The sequence below is a fragment of the Mycobacterium sp. 1482292.6 genome (genome assembly GCF_001672995.1).
GTDB classification, from domain to species: Bacteria; Actinomycetota; Actinomycetes; order Mycobacteriales; family Mycobacteriaceae; genus Mycobacterium; species Mycobacterium europaeum_A.
Window position 1 is genome coordinate 53,382 of sequence record NZ_LZKV01000215.1, and the last position, 17,472, is coordinate 70,853.

The following is a 17,472-nucleotide window of genomic DNA, read 5'->3' on the forward strand; positions in this document are numbered from 1 at the left end:
GCCGCCGCCCTGGCGCGGCACCGCTGCTGGGAACGGCGCACGGACCCGGTGCCGGCCTGCGCAGGTTTTTGAACCGGCCGAGGCGGGCACTACTGACGAAGATGTCTGTGGACAGGAGGATGAATCATGCCGCGTTCCTCGATCAAGAACGAAAAGATGTATCAGGACTTGCGCAAGAAGGGCGACTCCAAGGAGAAGGCCGCGCGCATCTCGAACGCCGCCGCCGGCCAGGGCAAGTCGAAGGTCTCCCGCAAGGGCGGCAAGTCGGGGTCTTACCAGGACTGGACCGTGCCGGAGCTCAAGAAGCGCGCCAAAGAGCTTGGCATGTCCGGCTATTCGAGCCTGAGCAAGGACAAACTGGTCGCCAAGCTGCGGAATCACTGACCCGTCAGGCCGAGTCGGTCGACCAGTACCAGAAACGCGACCGCGTAGTCGTTGTCGACGGTCTGCGCCCGAATGGCTTCCCAGTCCAGACGTTCGCGCACCGCGCGGACCGCGGGCAGCAATTTGGCGAAGTCGCAGTGGTGCTCGCCCAGCGAGCGCAGCTGTTGGACCAGCACCATGGTGGGAGGCAACACCGGCATGCGGATCGCCAGCACGTCGCGTTGTTCGGCCCTGTTCAGCGTGTCGGCGTCCACGGGCACGCCATTGATGCGATGCAGGATATCCACGAGTACGCCAGCGGTGCGGGCCTTGAACAACCAGTCCTCCGGCGGGCGTTCGATGGCGAATCCGGCGTCGGCCAAAGCGGTGACGGCGGCGTCCACGTCGGTCTCGCTCACCACCAGGTCCACGTCGTGACTGGGTTCCGGTGCGCCGTAAGCCCATAGCGCATAACTGCCGGCCAAGGCGAAGGGTGGCCCCTTCTCCTTGAGCGCCGAGGCGGCGCCCCGCAGCGCATCTCGCAACGGCGTGGCGCAGGCGGATCCGTCGGTGTGGGTGTCGGTGGCGGCCATGGTGTTTAGGTCATACCCGGCGAACGGGCGAGGCAACCTGGGGCGGTCGCTGAAGCCGTTTAACTTGCGGCTAATCGGGAAATCTTGGGGTTATGTCAACCGCCGTGCCATGCGCATATGACGGTGCAGCCGTCGTGATCCCCGTCCACAACGAACGAGCAAAGCTGCCTGCGTGTCTGCGCGCGGTACTGACTGCCGCCCTGTGTGCGCCGATCCCGGTGCAGATCGTGGTGGTGCTCGACGGTTGTGATGACGGCAGCGACGAACTGGCCGGCGACTACGGCCCCGATGTGCATTTCCTCAAGGTAGACGTGCACAATCCCGGCACGGCCCGAGCCGTCGGGTTCGGTTATGCGCGCTCCCTGTTCAGCGACGATGCCAACTGCTGGTTTGCCACCACCGACGCCGACGGTCGAGTCGACCCGCGCTGGCTGACCCATCAGCTGAAGTCCGGCGCGGAGATGGTCGTGGGCGTCGTGCGGTACTACGAGGCCGGCGCCGGACACCGGGAAAGCCACCACGAGTTGGTCGGCGGCGACATGGGCTTCGACGCGCGGGCGTATTGGCATGTCGGTGGCTTTCGTACCCTGCCGACCGGTGAGAAGACCGACTTGGTCGAGCGGTTCGAAGCCGCGGGCCACCGCATTCATCGACACACCGAACTGTCTGTGATCACACCGGCGCGGACCGAGGCTCGGGCCCTGCACGGATTCGCCCACCTCAGGCCGTTGGGGAGATCGGCGGCGGGTGATTGCGCGTGACGGCGGGGTTGGTTGAGCACTGGCTGGAGTCCGGACGACTCGAGTTACCCCTTCCCGCCTCCGGTCGCACCGCCGAACGCTGGCAACGCCTGGCGCGCCTCGCCGAGGAGAACATCGTGGCGGCCAGGATCGCCGAAGCCCACGTCGACGCGGTGGCGATACTTCACGAGCTGGGCGGCAAGCCACCCGAACCGGGTCAGCTGTGGGGCGTGTGGGCGGCCGAAGCCCCCGACGCCGTGCTGACGGCCACCGACGTCGACGGCGCCTTCACCCTGAGTGGCACCAAGGTGTGGTGCGCGGGTGCGGGGTTCTGCACCCACGCACTGGTGACTGCGCGACTGGCGGATGGCACCCGCGGCCTGTTCGCGGTCACCGCCACCGACCCGACCGTCAAAGCGTTGCCGAGCACGTGGTGGAACGCCGGTATGGCGGGCAGTGACACCAGGCCGGTTCAGTTCACCAATGCCCAGGCCGTCGCCGTGGGCGACCCCGGGGCCTACCTGGACCGCCCCGGCTTCTGGCATGGCGCCATCGGTGTCGCCGCCTGTTGGCTGGGCGGCGCGCGCCGGGTCGCCGACCCGCTGTACCGTTGCGCCGCAAGCCAATCCGCCGACGCTTATTCGCTGGCGCATCTGGGCGCCGTGGACGCCGCGCTCGCCGCCGGTGACGCGATTCTGACCGCAGCGGCGAGCCAGATCGACGACGACCCGTTCGACCGGGCCGGCACCGCGCAGCTGTTGGCCCGCAGGGTGCGCACGGTGGTGGAACACGCGGTCGACGAAGCCATCACCCGCACCGGGCGGGCGCTGGGCCCGGGCCCCCTGTGTCAGGATGGGCGGCACGCGCAGCGGGTCGCCGATCTGAGCATCTACATCCGCCAAAGCCACGCGGAGCGAGACCTCGCCGAGCTCGGGCATCTGGCGGGCCAGCAGGCGACGAGGGACCCATGAAAACCCTGCCGGCGGGCAACTGCGCCAGGTTTGCGGCCAAGCCGCTGACGCACAGCGGCACTCCAGCGCCGTTGTGGCTGGCCGAGTTTCAGGAGCGGCCCCTGCCGGCGCTGGATCTGACGGAGTGCAAGAACCTGGTCGTGGTGGCCCCGCACCCCGATGACGAAACCCTGGGCTTGGGTGCCATGATCACCCAGCTGGCCGCGGCGGGGGCGCGAATTCACGTGGTCTGCGCCAGCGACGGCGGCGCCGCACGCCCTGGAGCGTCGGCCTCGGAGCGTCTTCGCATGGAAACCATCCTTCGATACGAATCACGCAGGGCAACAAACCTTTTGAACGTCCCTCCCCCGATGTTGCTGGGTTTGCCCGACGGCGAGCTGACAGACCACGAGGACAAGCTCACCGAGACGCTGACCGAGGTCCTCCAAGCGGCCGGCCCCGCGACCTGGTGTGCGGCCACCTGGCGCGGTGACGGCCATCCCGATCACGAAGCCGTGGGGCGCGCGGCCGCGACCGCGTGTGAGCGCACCGGAGCCACGCTGCTGGAATATCCGATCTGGATGTGGCACTGGGCGATTCCGGCCGACACGGCGGTGCCCTGGGACCGGGCCCACTCGGTGCGCACGCCCGGCTGGGCGATGGAGCGCAAACGTCGCGCCGCGCAATGCTATCGCAGCCAATTCGCTTTCAGCGCAGGCGAATCAGCGCCCATACTGCCGGGCTTCGTGCTTTCGCGACTGCTCACGGTGGGCGAAGTCGTATTCCGGTGACCGCGTCGCCCCGGTGACTGCATGACCGCGAAAGTGGGTAGTTGAAGGCCTATGCGCGTGGCGACTTTCAACATCCTGCACGGTCGCACCGTCGGTGATCGCGTGGTGGTTGACCGGCTGCGTGAGTGCGTGCGCCGCCTCGATCCCGACGTGCTGAGCCTGCAAGAGGTCGACTGTGATCAGCCGCGGTCCGAGCGCGCCGACCTGACCGCCGCGGCGGCCGAAGCCATGGGAGCGGTCGAACACCGGTTCGTGGCGGCCATTTCCGGCACACCGGGGGCGACCTGGATGGCCGCCACCGGCCGCGAACAGCCGGGTACCGCGGCCTATGGGATCGCGCTGTTGTCTCGCTACCCGGTGGCCAGTTGGCAGGTGCTGCGGTTACCGCGGATTCCCATGCGGTTCCCCATGTACCTGCCCGGTCCCAACCGGGTGATGGTCGTGGACGAGGAGCCACGGGCGGCGGTCATCGCGCAGTTGCGCACCCCGATGGGCCGGCTGACGGTGGCCAACACGCACCTGTCGTTCGTTCCAGGGTGGAATCGGCGCCAGTTGCGCAGGGTGATCGACGACCTGCGCGGCTTCCCGGGCCCGCGGCTGTTGACCGGCGACTTGAACATGACCCCCAAAACGGTGCGCCGCTGGTCCGGCATGCGGGCGCTGGCCGCGGCGCAGACGTTTCCCGCGGACAGTCCCCACCGCCAGCTCGACCACATCCTGACCGACGATCCCCGGCTGCGCGGCGGCGCCGTCGAGGCGGACCTGATGACCATTTCCGACCACCGTCCGCTGGTGGTGGACCTGCACCGGGACTGAACCCGTTCAGTCTTCTTGAGCGCCAGCCGATCTCATCGCCACCAGCACACGCTCGACGTCGGCCGTGCTGGGCATCGCGTCGGTGACCCCGATGATGGCCACCCCGACATCTGCGTGGTCGATCCCGAGGCGCCTGGGCGTGAGCAGCTTGCGGGCGATCGCGGTGACTTCGTCGTCGGTCACGCGCCGTGGCAGCAACGCCAACAGCGGCGCGTAGCCGACGTCGGGCGCGCCCCTGGGGCGGCCCGCACGCAGAAACGCGATCATGCTCGATACCCGCTGTCCCAGGCTCATCCGCCACCCCGCTCGTCCGCACGCCACCCGCCAAAAGCGGCTCAAGCCGGGGAATAGCCCGGCGGGACGGCTTGAAACCAGTCGAATGGCGATCGCCGGCATAGCCTGGGCGCGCGCAAGGGGCCCGGCCCGACGATCGGACCGGGCCCCTTGCGGGGTGGCCTACTGGTTCTTCTTCTGGCGCTCTTCGGCAGCGTCCGCGCCGGCCCGCGCCGACTCGGCTTCGGCTTCCTTCTTGCCCGCATCGCGTTGGGCGTCCGCCTTGTCCTGCTGGGCCTGGCCCTCTTCGGACAGGTCGTCGCGGCCAAGTATCGCGCCGCCGACCTCCTTGGCCTTGCCCTTGACGCCTTCGACGGTGCCCTTGACTGCTTCCTCCGGTCCGCTGTTCTGGTCTCCCATGCGTCGACCTCCTTCTCGGTGGTTGGTGGACTTGCGCTCGACGGCATCTAGGGCGTTCCCGCCGCGCGGGGCATCAAACGCCCGGTAACACGTTGCGCCCGGACACGCGCGGCCGCGTGTGCGGCCGATCACTCCACCGGTATCTGTGCACGAAGCTCACGTCCGGCTTCGCCGAACTGACCGGTTTGAGCCGGGTACTACTGGGTACTGTCGGACGACGAACGCCCGGGGGGTGAGCCGTAGTGACGACGACGATCGCAGTGATCGGGGCGACCGGCACGGCGGGCACGCGCGTTGTCGCGCGGTTGAGGGCGCGCGACGTCGCAGTGGTCGAGATTTCGCGCGGCCACGGCGTCGATCTGTTCAACGCAGCGGAGCTGTCGCAGGCGCTCAACGGAGTCGACGTCGCCATTGATGTGTCCAACCCGCTTCCACCCGACGGGCGATCCGACATCGGCCAGACCCTCGCGGCCGCTTCCCATAACCTCGTTGGCGCGTGCGCGACGCAGGACGTGCAGCGTCTGGTGGTGTCGACGATCGCCGGAATCGAAGACCCGGTGTTCGACGGCTTCGCCTACTACGAGGCCAAACGGCAGGCGAAGGACTTCCTGCTCGACGGCCCGGTGCCGACCACCATCGTCAAGTCGACCCATTGGTATGAGTTCGCCACCAATCACGACGCGGTGAGCTGTGACGACACCGAGGTGGTCGTCGAGGACTGGCTGATTCAGCCCATCGCGGCCGATACCGTCGCCGACGTGCTGGTCGAGGCGGCCCTGGGGCAGACGCACACGCCGCGCACCATCACCGGGCCCGACCCCATCCGGTTACCGGAGCTGACATCGAAACTGCTTACGCAGCAAGGTGATCCCCGACAGGTCCGCGTGGTAGAGCCCGCCGTTGCCGCGCTGGGCGCCGGAGCGCTACTGGCTGGCGATCGCGCGGTGGTCGTCGGCCCCGACGTCGACACCTGGTTGCACACCCTCGCGCCGCCCAGCACCGACGGACATCACCCGGCGGACGGCGACGGCTCCCGCCCTGGCATCGGCCCGAGCTTCAGGTAACGATTGCATCACGATCCCGCTGACAATTCCTTAAGAACCGGGCCCGTTTCTCAAAAATCCTCGGATCATTTGATCGTTCGCTTAGCAAACGACCCCTAAAGGGGCCACGACGGCCGCCTGCGTTCGTTGTCGGCGAAAGCCCGCACTGTTCGATTCCGCTACTTTGGATTTCGAGGATCGGGAGCCTCTCTTCAGAGAAAATTACTTCGCTTTCGAAGGACATCACAATCATGAAAATCAGCAGCATTGTCGCGCGCCGGAAAGTGGCCGGAATCAGTGCCGGTTGCCTGCTCGGGGGAATGGCCATGGGCATCGTCGGCGCACCGTCGGCGGCCGCAGCACCCGACTGCAGCCCCGGCGGGGTGAACAACACCGTGTCAGCGGTGCAGGGCTCGGCCGAGCAGTATCTGGCGGCGCATCCGGGCGCCAACCAGGTGGTGACGGCGGCCTACGGGCAGCCGCGGCCCCAGGCCGAGTCGAGCTTGCGCAGCTACTTCACCGGCCACCCGCAGGAATACAACGACCTGCGCGGCATCCTGGCACCGATCGGCGACACCGAACGGCAGTGCAATGTCACCGCCCTGCCGCCGTACCTCGAGTCGGCTTACCAAGAATTCATGGCCGGCTGACCGCAGTCCCGAGACGACCCGCCACGACGCTGTGGCGGGTCGTTTCCATTCCGGCCGCGCTTCTTGGCCGTGTGAACGACTTCTCCGGCGGGTAATTGTGCAGTCAGCGACCAGAACTGGAGGACGACAATGCGGTTGCGCCGTAGCGTGCTGAGCAAGCCGGGAATCGCGCGCAAGCGTCGCGGCAAAGGCTTTGCGTATTACCAACCGGATGGCAAGCCGGTCTCCGACCCGGAAACCTTGCAGCGCATCAAGGATCTGGTCATTCCGCCGGCATGGAAGAAGGTGTGGATTTCGCCATACGCCAATGGCCACATCCAGGCCGTCGGCGTCGACGCGGCCGGTCGCCGGCAGTACCTGTACCACACCGCCTGGCAGCAGGAGCGTGCCGAGGAAAAGTTCGACCGCGTGCTGGAACTGTCCACCCGGTTGCCGGTATGGCGCGCCGAGATAGCCAAGGATCTGACGCGACAGGGCTTGACCCGCAAGCGGGTCCTGGCGCTCGCGCTGCGGCTGCTGGATCGCGGCTACTTCCGCGCCGGTGGCGAACAGTACGCCGAGGAGCACGAGTCCTACGGCCTGTCCACCCTGTTGTGTGAGCATGTGGTGGTTCGGCGCAACGCCGTCGAGTTCGATTTCCCGGCCAAGAGCGGGGTCCGGCGCACCGTGGAAATCGAGGACCCCGAAGTGGTTCGAGCGGTGCGCGCCCTGATGCGCCGGCCCGAGCGCACCGAGCGATTGCTGGCGTGCCGCAACGCATCCGGGTGGCTTGATGTGCGTGCCGACGACCTGAACGCCCGCTTCAAGGAATTGGTGGGCGACGAGTACACCGTCAAAGATTTGCGGACGTGGCATGGAACGGTGCTCGCGGCCACGGCGTTCGCCGATGCCGACCCGGCGGTCTCACAGCGGGTCGCCAAGCGCGTCGAATCCGCGGTGATGAAAGAGGTGGCCCAGGAGTTGGGCAACACCCCGGCCGTGGCGCGCGGTTCCTACGTCGACCCCCGGGTCGTCACCGGTTACGAGCAAGGACTGACCATCGCCGCGGCGGCGCGCCGTGCCGAACGCGCCCGAAAGCCCGATGTGGCGCAGGAAATCCTGGACAAGGCGACCCGCATGCTGATCCGGCGAGTCGCCAAGGGCAACAGCGCGTCGGGATCGTCGCTGCCCAAGAGCGCCTGAGCAAAGAACGCGGCCGCCGCCGACCCAGACGGTGCGCGCGGGCAAACCGGTTCTCCGTCCGACGGTGTTCGTCCGGTGTCCATGGGAGTTCGCATCATGGACAGTAGGCGCGATCTAGGCGCCACCGGGCATGGCGACCACTTCTCCACCAAACACATTGTGCCGCACCGATAGACGTGCTCGCGGAGGCCCATGACGGCCCGGCCGCGTTCGAAATCAGCGGCCGAAACGCTGTTTATCGGAGAAGTCCTAGGGTATCTGGCTCGCCATGTTGGATCCCGGCCGAGCAAAGCGCGTTCTGGTGTGGCACGTGCACGGATCGTGGGCGCAGGCCTTCGTCGCGGGCGGGCACCGCTATTTGGTTCCGGTGGCCGCCGATCGCGGTCAGGACGGCATCGGGCTGGCCGGACGATCGTGGCCCAACGCGCAGGAAATCCCGCTCGAGGACCTGGCGGCCGAAGACATCGACCTGGTGGTGCTGCAACGCCCGCACGAGGAAGAACTCGTCGCCCGCTGGGCGGGTCGGCGCCCCGGCCTCGACCTGCCGGCGGTCTATGTCGAGCACAACGCGCCCCGCGAACACGCAGCCCAAACCCGCCATCCCCTCGCCGAGCGCCACGACATCCCCCTCGTGCACGTCACCGCGTTCAACCGGTTGATGTGGGACAGCGGTCGCGCGCCGACTCGGGTCATCGATCACGGCGTTGCTGATCCCGGCCAGTTGTACACCGGCGACGTGCCGCGGGCCGCCACCATGATCAACGAGCCGGCGCGGCGCGGTCGTGTGGTCGGCGCCGACCTGTTGGAGCCGCTGTCGAAGTATGCCCAGATCGACGTGTGGGGCATGGGCACCGAGGGGATCTGCGTCAATCGTGGTGCGGTCACCGGCCGCGGCGACGTCGCCGCGCCGCAGCTGTGGCGCCAGATCGCCCGCCGCCGGGTGTACCTGCATACCGCCCGCTGGACCTCGCTCGGGCTGTCCCTGATCGAGGCGATGCTGCTGGGGATGCCTATCGTCGCCGTCGGCTCGACGATGGCGCCTTTCGTCGTCCCCTCCGAGGCAGGCGTTGTCAGCCCGGACCCGGTGACGCTGGGCGAAGGGCTGCGAGATTACCTCGACGACCAGGCAACCGCCGCGGCCTCCGGTAAGGCCGCACGCGAATTCGCCACTGCCCGTTTCGGACTCGACCGTTTCCTCGCCGAGTGGGACCAACTGATCGAGGAACAGTGCAACTGAGGAGGAAGGAGCCCGCATGAGGATCGCGATGATCTCCGAGCATGCCAGCCCGCTGGCGCATCTGGGCGGCGTGGATGCCGGCGGACAGAACGTCCACGTCGCCGAGCTGTCCTCCGCGCTGGCACGGCGTGGCCACGACGTCGTGGTGTACACCCGCCGCGACGATCCCGAGCTTGCCGAGTCCGTCGAGACTCCGGACGGCTATTGCGTGGTGCACGTCCCGGCCGGCCCGGCCCGGGTAGTGCCCAAAGACCAGTTGCTGCAATACATGTACGGCTTCGCCCACTTCCTGGAGAGCCGGTGGCTGACGGATGCGCCCGACGTGGCACACGCGCACTTCTGGATGTCGGGAGTGGCCGCCCAGCGCGCCGCGCGGGCGCACTCGATACCCACCGTGCAGACGTTCCACGCGCTGGGCCTGACCAAGAAACTGCACCAGGGCACCGACGACACCAGCCCGGGTTGCCGAATCGCCGTGGAGGGCCGGATCGCACGCGAAGCCACCTGGGTCGCCGCCACCAGCACCGACGAGGTTTTCGAGCTGGTTCGGATGGGCCGGGCGCGATCCCGGACCTCCGTGGTGCCGTGCGGGGTTGACATCGACGCTTTCACCCCACCCGGTCCGGTGGCCGCCCGAGGGCACCGGCCCCGCGTCGTGTCGGTGGGACGGCTGGTGCCGCGCAAGGGCTTTGAGACATTGATCCGGGCCATGCCGCTCATCCCGGATGCCGAATTGGTGATCGTGGGTGGCCCGCACGTCACCGAGCTGCCCGAGGACTCGCACGCACAACACCTGCTGCAGCTGGCGATCGACCTCGGGGTGGCCGACCGGGTGCGCCTGTTCGGCGGGGTCGCCCGCGCCGAGATGCCGGCGCTGCTGCGCTCCGCCGATGTGGTGGCATGCACACCCTGGTACGAGCCGTTCGGCATTGTGCCCTTGGAAGCCATGGCGTGTGGCATCCCGGTGGTGGCCACCGCGGTGGGCGGGATCCGCGACACCGTCGTCGACGGCGGCACCGGCCGGCTGGTGCCACCCAGGGATCCCGATGCGCTCGGCGACGCCCTGGCCACCCTGATTTGCGATGGCCGCCGCGGACGGGCGCTGGGCAAGGCCGGGCGCGAACGCGCCCGGGCGCGCTACACCTGGGACCGGGTGGCCGCCGACACCGAACGCATCTACGAGAAGGTGTCACCCGCCCGGCGCGACATGAGCACACCGAGCACACGTTCCGGGTGATCCTGTGGCTCAATCACCTTCCCGCATTCACCGCCGGGACCACCGGTACCAGAGCCGGGTACGTCCGCTCTCCCGCGCTCTGGTCACCGGCGGTGCCGGATTCCTCGGCGCGCACCTGTGCGATCGGCTCCTTGCCGCCGGTGTCGAGGTGGTCAGCGTGGACGACCTGTCCACCAGCACAACCGATCACCGGCTGGCGCGCCATCCCGGGTACCGGTTCGTGCAGCACGACGTCTGCGACCCCGGCCTGGTCGAGGAGATCGGCAGTTCTTTCGACGTGGTTTTCCATTTGGCCTCGGCGGCTTCCCCGGTCGACTACCAGCGCCGGCCCATCGAGACGCTGCGCGCCGGATCGGCGGGCACCGCGACGGCGCTGGACATCGCCGAGCGTGGCGGCGCCAGGTTCGTGTTGACCTCCACCAGCGAGGTGTACGGCGACCCCGAGGTGCACCCCCAACACGAATCATATTGGGGCAACGTCAATCCGGTAGGACCGCGCAGCGTCTACGACGAAGCCAAGCGGTACGCCGAAGCGCTCGCGTTCGCCCACCGCCGCCTGGGCCGCGTTGATGTCGGGGTGGCACGCATCTTCAACACCTACGGGCCGGGCATGCGCGCCGGCGACGGACGGATGGTTCCGACGTTCTGCTTCCAGGCGCTGCGCGGTGACCCGTTGACCGTTTCGGGCACCGGCCTGCAAACACGATCGCTGTGCTACGTCGACGACACCATCGCTGGGTTACTTGCGCTGGCGCACAGCGACTTCGGCGGACCGGTCAACATCGGCAACCCCGACGAGCTCACCGTCCTGGCGGCCGCCGAACTGATCCGCGACCTCGCCGGCAGCACGTCGACGATCCTGTTCACCCCGCCGGCCACCGATGATCCCCAACGGCGATGCCCCGACATCACGCTCGCCCGCGAGCGCCTGGACTGGCAACCGACCGTCGACTATCGCACCGGGTTGAAGACCACCGTGGACTGGTTCCGCGCCACGGCCGACGCTTCCGAGGAATCCGGTGAGGAGCTCGTCCCGGCCGCTGATCGACGCACCCGGTAGGAGGAAGCAGTGCGAATTCTCGGTGTCAACGCGGTATTTCACGACCCCGCCGCCGCCCTGGTGATCGACGGCCAGGTGGTGGCGGCCGCCGAAGAGGAACGCTTTTCCCGGCGCAAGCACGGTAAGCAGGCCGTCCCGTTCGCCACCTGGGAGCTTCCCGTCGCGGCCATCCGGTGGTGTCTCGAGCACGCCGGCGTCGCCGCCGAAGAGATCGATGCCATCGGCTACTCCTACGACCCGGCGCTGATGTACGACGAGCCGGTCGACCCCGCCGGACTCGACAAGGATTGGGAATACCTGCGCACCCTGTACGCCGAGCGCGCACCCGGGTTTCTCAAGACCGCGCTGCCCGGCCTCAATCCCGCTGTTGTGCAACACGTCCGCCATCATGTCGCCCACGCCGCGTCGACGGCGCTGGCCTCCCCGCATCCCGATACCGCCGTGTTGGTGGTCGACGGGCGCGGGGAACGCACCTCGATGCTGGCCGGTGCCTATCGCGACCAGAAGCTCGACGTGCTGGCCGCCCAACAGCTGCCGCACTCGCTGGGGTTGCTGTACGAAAGCCTCACCGAGCACCTGGGTTTCGTGCGATCCAGCGATGAGTACAAGGTGATGGCCATGGCGTCCTACGGCCGGCCATGCTTCGCCGACCAGCTTCGCGACCGGGTATACGCCTGCGATGACGGCGGTTTCCGCACCGAACCGATCGACTGGGAGCGCCTGGCGCCGCGGCGCCGGGCGGATACGACGGACCTGGACCCGGTGCACGCCGATCTGGCGTGCAGCGTGCAGCTGGTCATCGAGGAGGTGCTGCTTGATCTCGTGCGCTGGCTGCGCGCGCGTACCGACGGTGACGCGCTGTGCCTGGCCGGCGGTGTGGCGCTGAATTGCGTTGCCAACAGCCGCATTTACGCCGAGGGCGGTTTCGGGCGGGTGTGGGTGCAACCGGCGGCCGGCGACGCGGGTACCGCGCTGGGGGCCGCATTGAGCCTGGCCGCATCGTTTCACGAGCCGATCACTCCGATGCCCACCGCACAGCTGGGTCGCGGCTGGTCCGAGGAACGGATGAGGGCCGCGCTCGACGACGCCGCCGTTCGCTATGAACGCCCGGACGACGTGGCGACCGCGGTCGGTGACGCACTGGCCAAGAACCAGTTGATCGGATGGTTCCAGGGCCGCGCGGAATTCGGGCCGCGGGCCCTCGGCGGGCGCTCGTTGCTCGCCGATCCGCGCCACCCCGCCAACCTGGAGCGCCTCAACGCCGTCAAGGGACGCGAACAGTTCCGGCCCGTCGCGCCCATGGTGCTGGCCGAGCGGGCGGCCGAGATCTTCACTCGCGGGCCGCTTCCCAGCCCGTACATGCTGTTCGTCCACGACGTCGCCGAAAACTGGCGGGGCCGCATCCCCGCGGTCACCCACGTCGACGGCACCGCGCGAATCCAGACCGTCGATAAGGCCGAACACCCGCTACTGCACGCGACGATCAGCCACTTCGCCGAACACACCGGAGTTCCGGTGGTGGTCAACACCAGCTTCAACACCGCCGGGCGACCCATGGTGGACACACCGCGCGACGCGCTCGAGGTGTTCGGCAGTTCACCGATCGACGTGCTGGCCCTCGGCCCCTACCTGGTCAGGCGGTACCTGTGATGCCCGAGTACACGCTCGTGATCCCCACCATCGGTCGGGATTCGCTGCGGCGCTTGCTGACTGCGCTGAAGCGCGGTGCGGGGCCGGTGCCGCCGAAGGTCGTGGTGGTCGACGACCGGCCGGGACCGCCCCGCGATTTGGCGTTGGGAGACGACTTGGGAGTGCGGGTGCTGCGCAGCGGCGGACGCGGGCCGGCGGCCGCCCGCAACGTGGGATGGCGTGCGGCCACCACCCGCTGGGTGTGTTTCCTGGACGATGACGTGGTGCCGGATCCGGATTGGGAGTCGGCGTTGTGCATCGACCTGAAGGCCGCGGACGCCGCCGGTGCGGTCGGGTCGCAGGCGGTGCTCGAGGTCCCGACGCACCGCCGCCCCACCGACGACGAGCGCCGGACCGCGCGGTTGTCGACGGCGCGATGGATCACCGCCGACATGGCGTATCGCCGCGACGCGCTGGTGGCGGTCGGCGGATTCGACGAGCGGTTTCCGCGCGCCTACCGCGAGGATTCCGACCTGGCGCTGCGGATTGTGCTGGCGGGCGGGACGATTCTACGCGGCGAACGTCGCTCGACTCACCCCGTCGCGCCGGCGACCTGGCGCTCGAGCGTGCGGGCGCAGATCGGTAACCGAGACAACGCCTTGCTGCGCCGCAAGTACGGACGGTCCTGGCGCGACCAGATCGGCGAAGGGGCGGGCCGGCTGCCGGCGCACTCGGCCACCACCCTGACCGGCGCGCTGGCCCTGGGCGCCGCGCTGGTGCGCCGCCGCCGCGCGGCCCGCCGCGCCGCCACCCTGTGGCTGCTGTTGACGGTGGAGTTCACCGCCCGGCGCTGGCTGAGCGGACCACGCAGTGGTGTTGAGGCGCTGCGGCTTTCGCTGAGCAGCGCGATCATCCCCCCGGTCGCGGTGGCCCACCGGTTGGCCGGGGAATGGACGTTTCGCCGGGCGCGGCGCGATCCGCCGCTCGCGGTGCTCCTCGACCGCGACGACACCCTGATCGTCGACAAGCCCTACCTCAACGATCCGGCGGGGGTGCGCCCCACCCGCGACGCCGCCCGGGCGCTGGCTCGGCTGCGCCGGCGCGGCCTGCTGCTGGCCGTGGTGACCAATCAGTCCGGGGTGGCGCGCGGACTGATCAGCGCCGAACAGCTCAGCAGCGTCAACGACCGGGTGGACGACGTGCTCGGCCCGTTCGACTCCTGGCAGGTGTGCGTCCACGACGCAACCGACGGCTGCGGATGCCGCAAGCCGCGGCCGGGCATGGTGTTGGCGGCGGCCGAGGCCCTGGCCGTGCCGCCCCAGCGCTGCGTGATGATCGGCGACACCGGCGGCGACGTCCGGGCCGCCCTGGCCGCCGGCGCCCGGGCGGTGCTGGTTCCTACCGACCGCACCCTGCCCGGCGAGGTCGAGCACGCGCGCCAGCACGCGCGCGTGGCCGCGACGCTGAATGACGCAGTGTCCCTGGTGCTTTCGGAGTGCCAATGAGCACCGCCGTGGTGGCCCGCCTGGACAGCGCCGGTGACGTGCTGATCACCGGTCCCGCAGTGCGCGCGGTGGCCGCACACCACGACCGGCTGACGATGCTGGTCGGGCCGCGCGGCCGGGACGCGGCCGAGCTGCTGCTCGGTGTCGACGAGATCGTCGAATGGCAGGCGCCCTGGGTCGATTTCGAGGCGCCCGAGTTGACCGCCGCGCATGCCGAGGCGCTGATCAAGCAGCTGCGCGATCTGGCCCCCGACCGGGTGTACATCTTCACGTCGTTTCATCAGTCGCCGCTGCCGCTGGCCCTGTTGTGCCGCATGGCGGCGGTGCCCTGGGTGGGCGCCATCTGCGTGGACTACCCCGGCGCGCTGTTGAACCTGCGGCATCAGGTGCTCGACGGAATCCCCGAGCCGGAGCGGGCGCTGTCGCTGGTGCGGGCGGCCGGTTGCGCCCTGCCCGCGGGCGACGACGGCGGGCTGCGCGTGCGGGCGACGGACCCGGTGCCGCCGCGGCTGGCGACCGAGATCGGGACCGGGCCGTTCGTGGTGTTTCACCCCGGCGCGGCCGTGCCGGCCCGGCGGCCCAGTGCGGGGCGCAGCGCGGCCATGGTGGCCGCGCTCGTCGACGCCGGCCACCGCGTCGTCGTCACGGGCGGCCCCGACGAGGCCGCGCTGACCGCATCGGTAGCGCGGGATGTGGCCGCCGATCTCGGCGGTCGTACCAGCCTCGCGGAACTCGCCGCGGTGTTCGCGGCGGCGCAGGTGGTCGTCGCCCCCAACACCGGCCCGGCCCACCTGGCCGCCGCGGTGAACACCCCGGTGGTGTCGCTGTTCGCCCCCGTGGTGCCGGCCGCGCAATGGCGGCCCTACGGGCCGCACGTCAGCGTCCTCGGCGATCAGTCCGCGCCGTGCCGGGCCAGCCGCGCGCGGGTCTGCCCGGTACCCGGGCACCCCTGCCTGGACCACATCACCGATGCGGAATTGATCGCCGCGGTAAAAGGAGGACAGCCATGATCGAGGTGCACTTCGATGCGCTGCAAGACGCGGTGCGGCGGACCAGCGCCGAGGCGGCCCGGCTGCGCGGCTGGGGCCGTCAGCTGGCGATGGTGCTGCCCGGCGGGGGCCGCCTGCTGGCGTGCGGGAACGGCGGCAGCGCCGCCGAGGCCCAGCACCTCACCGCGGAACTGGTCGGGCGCTTTCACGAGGAGCGGATCCCGATGTCGGCCATCGCTTTACACGCGGACACCTCCGCGTTGACCGCGATCGCCAACGACTACGGCGACGAGGAGATGTTCGCGCGCGGGGTGCGCGCACACGGCCGGGCGGGCGACGTGCTGGTCGCGTTGTCGACCAGCGGCGCCAGCCGCAACGTGATAGCGGCGGCCAAAGCCGCGCAGGACGTAGGCATGGTGACCTGGGCGTTGACCGGCCGGGGACCCAACGAGCTGGCCGGCATATGCGACGAGGCGATCTGCGTGGACGCCGGCAGCACGGCGACCGTGCAGGAGGTCCACCTGATGCTGATTCACGGGTTATGCATGGCCCTCGACGATGTCCTATTGCGGCGGGAAGCATCGTGAGCACCAAACCGCTTGTCATCGTCGGTGATTCGATCCTGGACATCGATATCTTGGGCTCGGCGAGCAGGCTCAGCCCCGAGGCCCCGGTGCCGGTGGTCGATGCCGAACGGCTCGTACAGCGGCCGGGTGGGGCCGGGCTGGCGGCCCTGCTCGCGGCCCGCACCGAGACCGCCGTGGTGTTGATCACCGGCATCGCCGACGACGACGCGGGACGAAGGCTGCACGACCTGCTGGCCGCCTCGGGGGTGCGGGTGCTGGCACTGCCGATGAGCGGGACGACGGTGAGCAAGATCAGGATCCGGGCCCGCGGTCAGTCGATGCTTCGGGTCGATCGCGGTGACGGCGCCCCGATCGACCGGCCGGTGGCCGCCGAGGTCGCCGACGCCCTGGCCGGCGCCCGGGCGATCTGCGTCGCCGACTACGGCGCGGGCGTGAGCGCGCTGCCGGCAATCCGGACGGCGTTGACCGAAGCGGCGCGCCGGATACCCACCGTCTGGGATCCGCACCCGCGCGGCGCGCCGCCGATACCCGGATGCGCGCTGGTGACGCCGAATCATGAAGAGGCGCAAGCGTTCTGTGGGGAATCGCCGGGTGACGGCCCAGAACTGCTGCTGCAGAGGTGGGGTGCGGCCGCGGTGTGCATCACTCGCGGAGCCCAGGGCGCTCGGGTCTACCTGCCACAGGCGGGCGTCCATCACATCGGAGTCCCGCAGGGCGCCGCGGCGGGTGCGGCCGACGTCTGCGGGGCCGGCGACCGGTTCGCGGTCGCCGCGGCGGTGGCGCTCGGTGACGGTGCCGACGCGGTCACCGCAGTGCGAGCCGCGGTCGGCGACGCGGCACGGTTCGTCAGCGCCGGTGGCGCTGCGTCGGTGTCTACACCGGTGTCCAGCAAGGGATCTGACGTGCTGGCCGGCGCCGCGGGCCTCGAGGACGCCAGCACGGTCGACCCGGTTGCGCTGGCGGCGCGGCTGCGCCGTCGCGGGGGCACGCTGGTAGCCACCGGCGGCTGTTTCGACTTGTTGCACACCGGGCACATCCGACTGCTTCGGCAGGCCCGCGAACTCGGCGACGCGCTGATCGTGTTGGTGAATTCGGACGCGTCGGTGCGGGCGCTGAAAGGCAGTGGGCGGCCGGTGATGCGTGACGCGGATCGGGCCCGCGTCCTGGCCGCGCTGGCCTGTGTCGACGCGGTGGCCATCTTCGACGGCCCCACCCCGGAGCGCATGCTGGAAGATCTGCGACCCGACATCTGGGTCAAGGGCGGCGACTATGTGGCCGCCGACCTGCCCGAAGCCGATGTGGTGTACCGCCACGGCGGCGAGGTGATGATCCTGCCCACGGTGGCGGGCTATTCGTCTTCCCGATTGATCGCCGCGGCAACGTCGCGCCGCGAACATAGCTGAAAGG

19 protein-coding genes are annotated in these 17,472 nt (G+C 69.5%); 16 read left to right on the forward strand and 3 right to left on the reverse strand.

Features of this window, described 5'->3' with window-relative positions; translation table 11 throughout:
• The first annotated feature begins 126 nt into the window (after positions 1 to 126).
• A complete protein-coding gene (locus A5624_RS21880) occupies positions 127 to 384 on the forward strand; it encodes a Rho termination factor (RefSeq protein WP_066870937.1) in 258 nt (85 codons plus the stop codon).
• Here A5624_RS21880 and A5624_RS21885 read toward each other — a convergent pair.
• On the reverse strand, positions 378 to 956 hold the full coding sequence (locus A5624_RS21885) for a nucleotidyltransferase (protein ID WP_066870941.1): 579 nt from the start codon (positions 954 to 956) through the stop codon (positions 378 to 380). The two genes, A5624_RS21880 and A5624_RS21885, sit on opposite strands and share 7 nt — an antisense overlap.
• Positions 957 to 1,090: 134 nt before the next feature.
• On the opposite strand from A5624_RS21885, the gene A5624_RS21890 reads away from it, so the two are divergent.
• Genes A5624_RS21890 through A5624_RS21905 form a run of 4 tightly spaced genes read left to right on the forward strand, consistent with a single transcriptional unit; the run spans position 1,091 to position 4,253 of the window.
• Entirely contained in the window at positions 1,091 to 1,717 is a 627-nt protein-coding gene (locus tag A5624_RS21890; protein ID WP_156749120.1) for a glycosyltransferase family 2 protein, read from the forward strand.
• Entirely contained in the window at positions 1,714 to 2,667 is a 954-nt protein-coding gene (locus A5624_RS21895; protein WP_066870947.1) for an acyl-CoA dehydrogenase, read from the forward strand. The genes A5624_RS21890 and A5624_RS21895 overlap by 4 nt, the downstream gene beginning before the upstream one ends.
• Positions 2,664 to 3,437: a PIG-L deacetylase family protein gene (locus A5624_RS21900; protein WP_066870957.1), complete on the forward strand. Its 774-nt coding sequence runs from the start codon at positions 2,664 to 2,666 to the stop codon at positions 3,435 to 3,437. Before A5624_RS21895 ends, A5624_RS21900 begins: the two co-directional genes overlap by 4 nt.
• A gap of 51 nt (positions 3,438 to 3,488) precedes the next feature.
• On the forward strand, positions 3,489 to 4,253 hold the full coding sequence (locus A5624_RS21905) for an endonuclease/exonuclease/phosphatase family protein (protein ID WP_066870959.1): 765 nt from the start codon (positions 3,489 to 3,491) through the stop codon (positions 4,251 to 4,253).
• A gap of 6 nt (positions 4,254 to 4,259) precedes the next feature.
• Here A5624_RS21905 and A5624_RS21910 read toward each other — a convergent pair whose 3' ends face one another.
• Positions 4,260 to 4,547, reverse strand: coding sequence for a DUF3349 domain-containing protein (locus tag A5624_RS21910; protein ID WP_066870962.1), 288 nt, complete (start codon positions 4,545 to 4,547; stop codon positions 4,260 to 4,262).
• A gap of 162 nt (positions 4,548 to 4,709) precedes the next feature.
• Complete coding sequence (locus tag A5624_RS21915; protein ID WP_066870966.1) at positions 4,710 to 4,946, reverse strand: general stress protein CsbD; 237 nt, start codon at positions 4,944 to 4,946, stop codon at positions 4,710 to 4,712.
• Between the two features lie 242 nt (positions 4,947 to 5,188).
• On the opposite strand from A5624_RS21915, the gene A5624_RS21920 reads away from it, so the two are divergent.
• The 11 genes from A5624_RS21920 to A5624_RS28735 all read left to right on the forward strand — a co-directional run bounded on the left by A5624_RS21920 (position 5,189) and on the right by A5624_RS28735 (position 17,468).
• Complete coding sequence (locus A5624_RS21920; RefSeq protein WP_066870968.1) at positions 5,189 to 6,010, forward strand: SDR family oxidoreductase; 822 nt, start codon at positions 5,189 to 5,191, stop codon at positions 6,008 to 6,010.
• A 230-nt stretch (positions 6,011 to 6,240) separates the two neighbouring features.
• A complete protein-coding gene (locus A5624_RS21925; protein ID WP_066870971.1) occupies positions 6,241 to 6,639 on the forward strand; it encodes a heme-binding protein in 399 nt (132 codons plus the stop codon).
• A gap of 129 nt (positions 6,640 to 6,768) precedes the next feature.
• On the forward strand, positions 6,769 to 7,821 hold the full coding sequence (locus A5624_RS21930) for a DNA topoisomerase IB (RefSeq protein WP_066870974.1): 1,053 nt from the start codon (positions 6,769 to 6,771) through the stop codon (positions 7,819 to 7,821).
• Between the two features lie 268 nt (positions 7,822 to 8,089).
• The gene (locus tag A5624_RS21935; protein WP_066870978.1) at positions 8,090 to 9,058 is read left to right on the forward strand and encodes a glycosyltransferase; all 969 of its coding nucleotides are present in this window, start codon (positions 8,090 to 8,092) and stop codon (positions 9,056 to 9,058) included.
• Positions 9,059 to 9,074: 16 nt separating this feature from the next.
• Positions 9,075 to 10,295, forward strand: a complete 1,221-nt coding sequence (locus A5624_RS21940; RefSeq protein WP_066870980.1) for a glycosyltransferase — start codon at positions 9,075 to 9,077, stop codon at positions 10,293 to 10,295.
• Positions 10,296 to 10,299: 4 nt separating this feature from the next.
• The gene (locus A5624_RS21945; RefSeq protein WP_066870983.1) at positions 10,300 to 11,355 is read left to right on the forward strand and encodes a UDP-glucuronic acid decarboxylase family protein; all 1,056 of its coding nucleotides are present in this window, start codon (positions 10,300 to 10,302) and stop codon (positions 11,353 to 11,355) included.
• A 9-nt stretch (positions 11,356 to 11,364) separates the two neighbouring features.
• On the forward strand, positions 11,365 to 13,005 hold the full coding sequence (locus tag A5624_RS21950; protein WP_066870986.1) for a carbamoyltransferase C-terminal domain-containing protein: 1,641 nt from the start codon (positions 11,365 to 11,367) through the stop codon (positions 13,003 to 13,005).
• The gene (locus tag A5624_RS21955) at positions 13,005 to 14,489 is read left to right on the forward strand and encodes an HAD-IIIA family hydrolase (protein WP_066870989.1); all 1,485 of its coding nucleotides are present in this window, start codon (positions 13,005 to 13,007) and stop codon (positions 14,487 to 14,489) included. The genes A5624_RS21950 and A5624_RS21955 overlap by 1 nt, the downstream gene beginning before the upstream one ends.
• A complete protein-coding gene (locus A5624_RS28725; protein WP_082990629.1) occupies positions 14,486 to 15,499 on the forward strand; it encodes a glycosyltransferase family 9 protein in 1,014 nt (337 codons plus the stop codon). The genes A5624_RS21955 and A5624_RS28725 overlap by 4 nt, the downstream gene beginning before the upstream one ends.
• The gene (locus tag A5624_RS28730; protein ID WP_066870992.1) at positions 15,496 to 16,065 is read left to right on the forward strand and encodes an SIS domain-containing protein; all 570 of its coding nucleotides are present in this window, start codon (positions 15,496 to 15,498) and stop codon (positions 16,063 to 16,065) included. Before A5624_RS28725 ends, A5624_RS28730 begins: the two co-directional genes overlap by 4 nt.
• The gene (locus tag A5624_RS28735; protein ID WP_232002303.1) at positions 16,062 to 17,468 is read left to right on the forward strand and encodes a PfkB family carbohydrate kinase; all 1,407 of its coding nucleotides are present in this window, start codon (positions 16,062 to 16,064) and stop codon (positions 17,466 to 17,468) included. The genes A5624_RS28730 and A5624_RS28735 overlap by 4 nt, the downstream gene beginning before the upstream one ends.
• The last annotated feature ends 4 nt before the right edge of the window (positions 17,469 to 17,472 follow it).

Excerpts from the sequence above, each read along its gene's own strand:
- A5624_RS21925 (WP_066870971.1), top strand. The coding sequence starts at position 6,241 with ATGAAAATCAGCAGCATTGTCGCGCGCCGGAAAGTGGCCGGAATCAGT.
- A5624_RS21930 (WP_066870974.1), top strand. The coding sequence starts at position 6,769 with ATGCGGTTGCGCCGTAGCGTGCTGAGCAAGCCGGGAATCGCGCGCAAG.
- A5624_RS21940 (WP_066870980.1), top strand. The coding sequence starts at position 9,075 with ATGAGGATCGCGATGATCTCCGAGCATGCCAGCCCGCTGGCGCATCTG.
- A5624_RS21880 (WP_066870937.1), top strand. The coding sequence starts at position 127 with ATGCCGCGTTCCTCGATCAAGAACGAAAAGATGTATCAGGACTTGCGC.
- A5624_RS28725 (WP_082990629.1), top strand. The coding sequence starts at position 14,486 with ATGAGCACCGCCGTGGTGGCCCGCCTGGACAGCGCCGGTGACGTGCTG.
- A5624_RS28730 (WP_066870992.1), top strand. The coding sequence starts at position 15,496 with ATGATCGAGGTGCACTTCGATGCGCTGCAAGACGCGGTGCGGCGGACC.
- A5624_RS21905 (WP_066870959.1), top strand. The coding sequence starts at position 3,489 with ATGCGCGTGGCGACTTTCAACATCCTGCACGGTCGCACCGTCGGTGAT.
- A5624_RS21900 (WP_066870957.1), top strand. The coding sequence starts at position 2,664 with ATGAAAACCCTGCCGGCGGGCAACTGCGCCAGGTTTGCGGCCAAGCCG.
- A5624_RS21910 (WP_066870962.1), bottom strand. The coding sequence starts at position 4,547 with ATGAGCCTGGGACAGCGGGTATCGAGCATGATCGCGTTTCTGCGTGCG.
- A5624_RS21885 (WP_066870941.1), bottom strand. The coding sequence starts at position 956 with ATGGCCGCCACCGACACCCACACCGACGGATCCGCCTGCGCCACGCCG.
- A5624_RS21915 (WP_066870966.1), bottom strand. The coding sequence starts at position 4,946 with ATGGGAGACCAGAACAGCGGACCGGAGGAAGCAGTCAAGGGCACCGTC.
- A5624_RS21935 (WP_066870978.1), top strand. The coding sequence starts at position 8,090 with ATGTTGGATCCCGGCCGAGCAAAGCGCGTTCTGGTGTGGCACGTGCAC.
- A5624_RS21955 (WP_066870989.1), top strand. The coding sequence starts at position 13,005 with ATGCCCGAGTACACGCTCGTGATCCCCACCATCGGTCGGGATTCGCTG.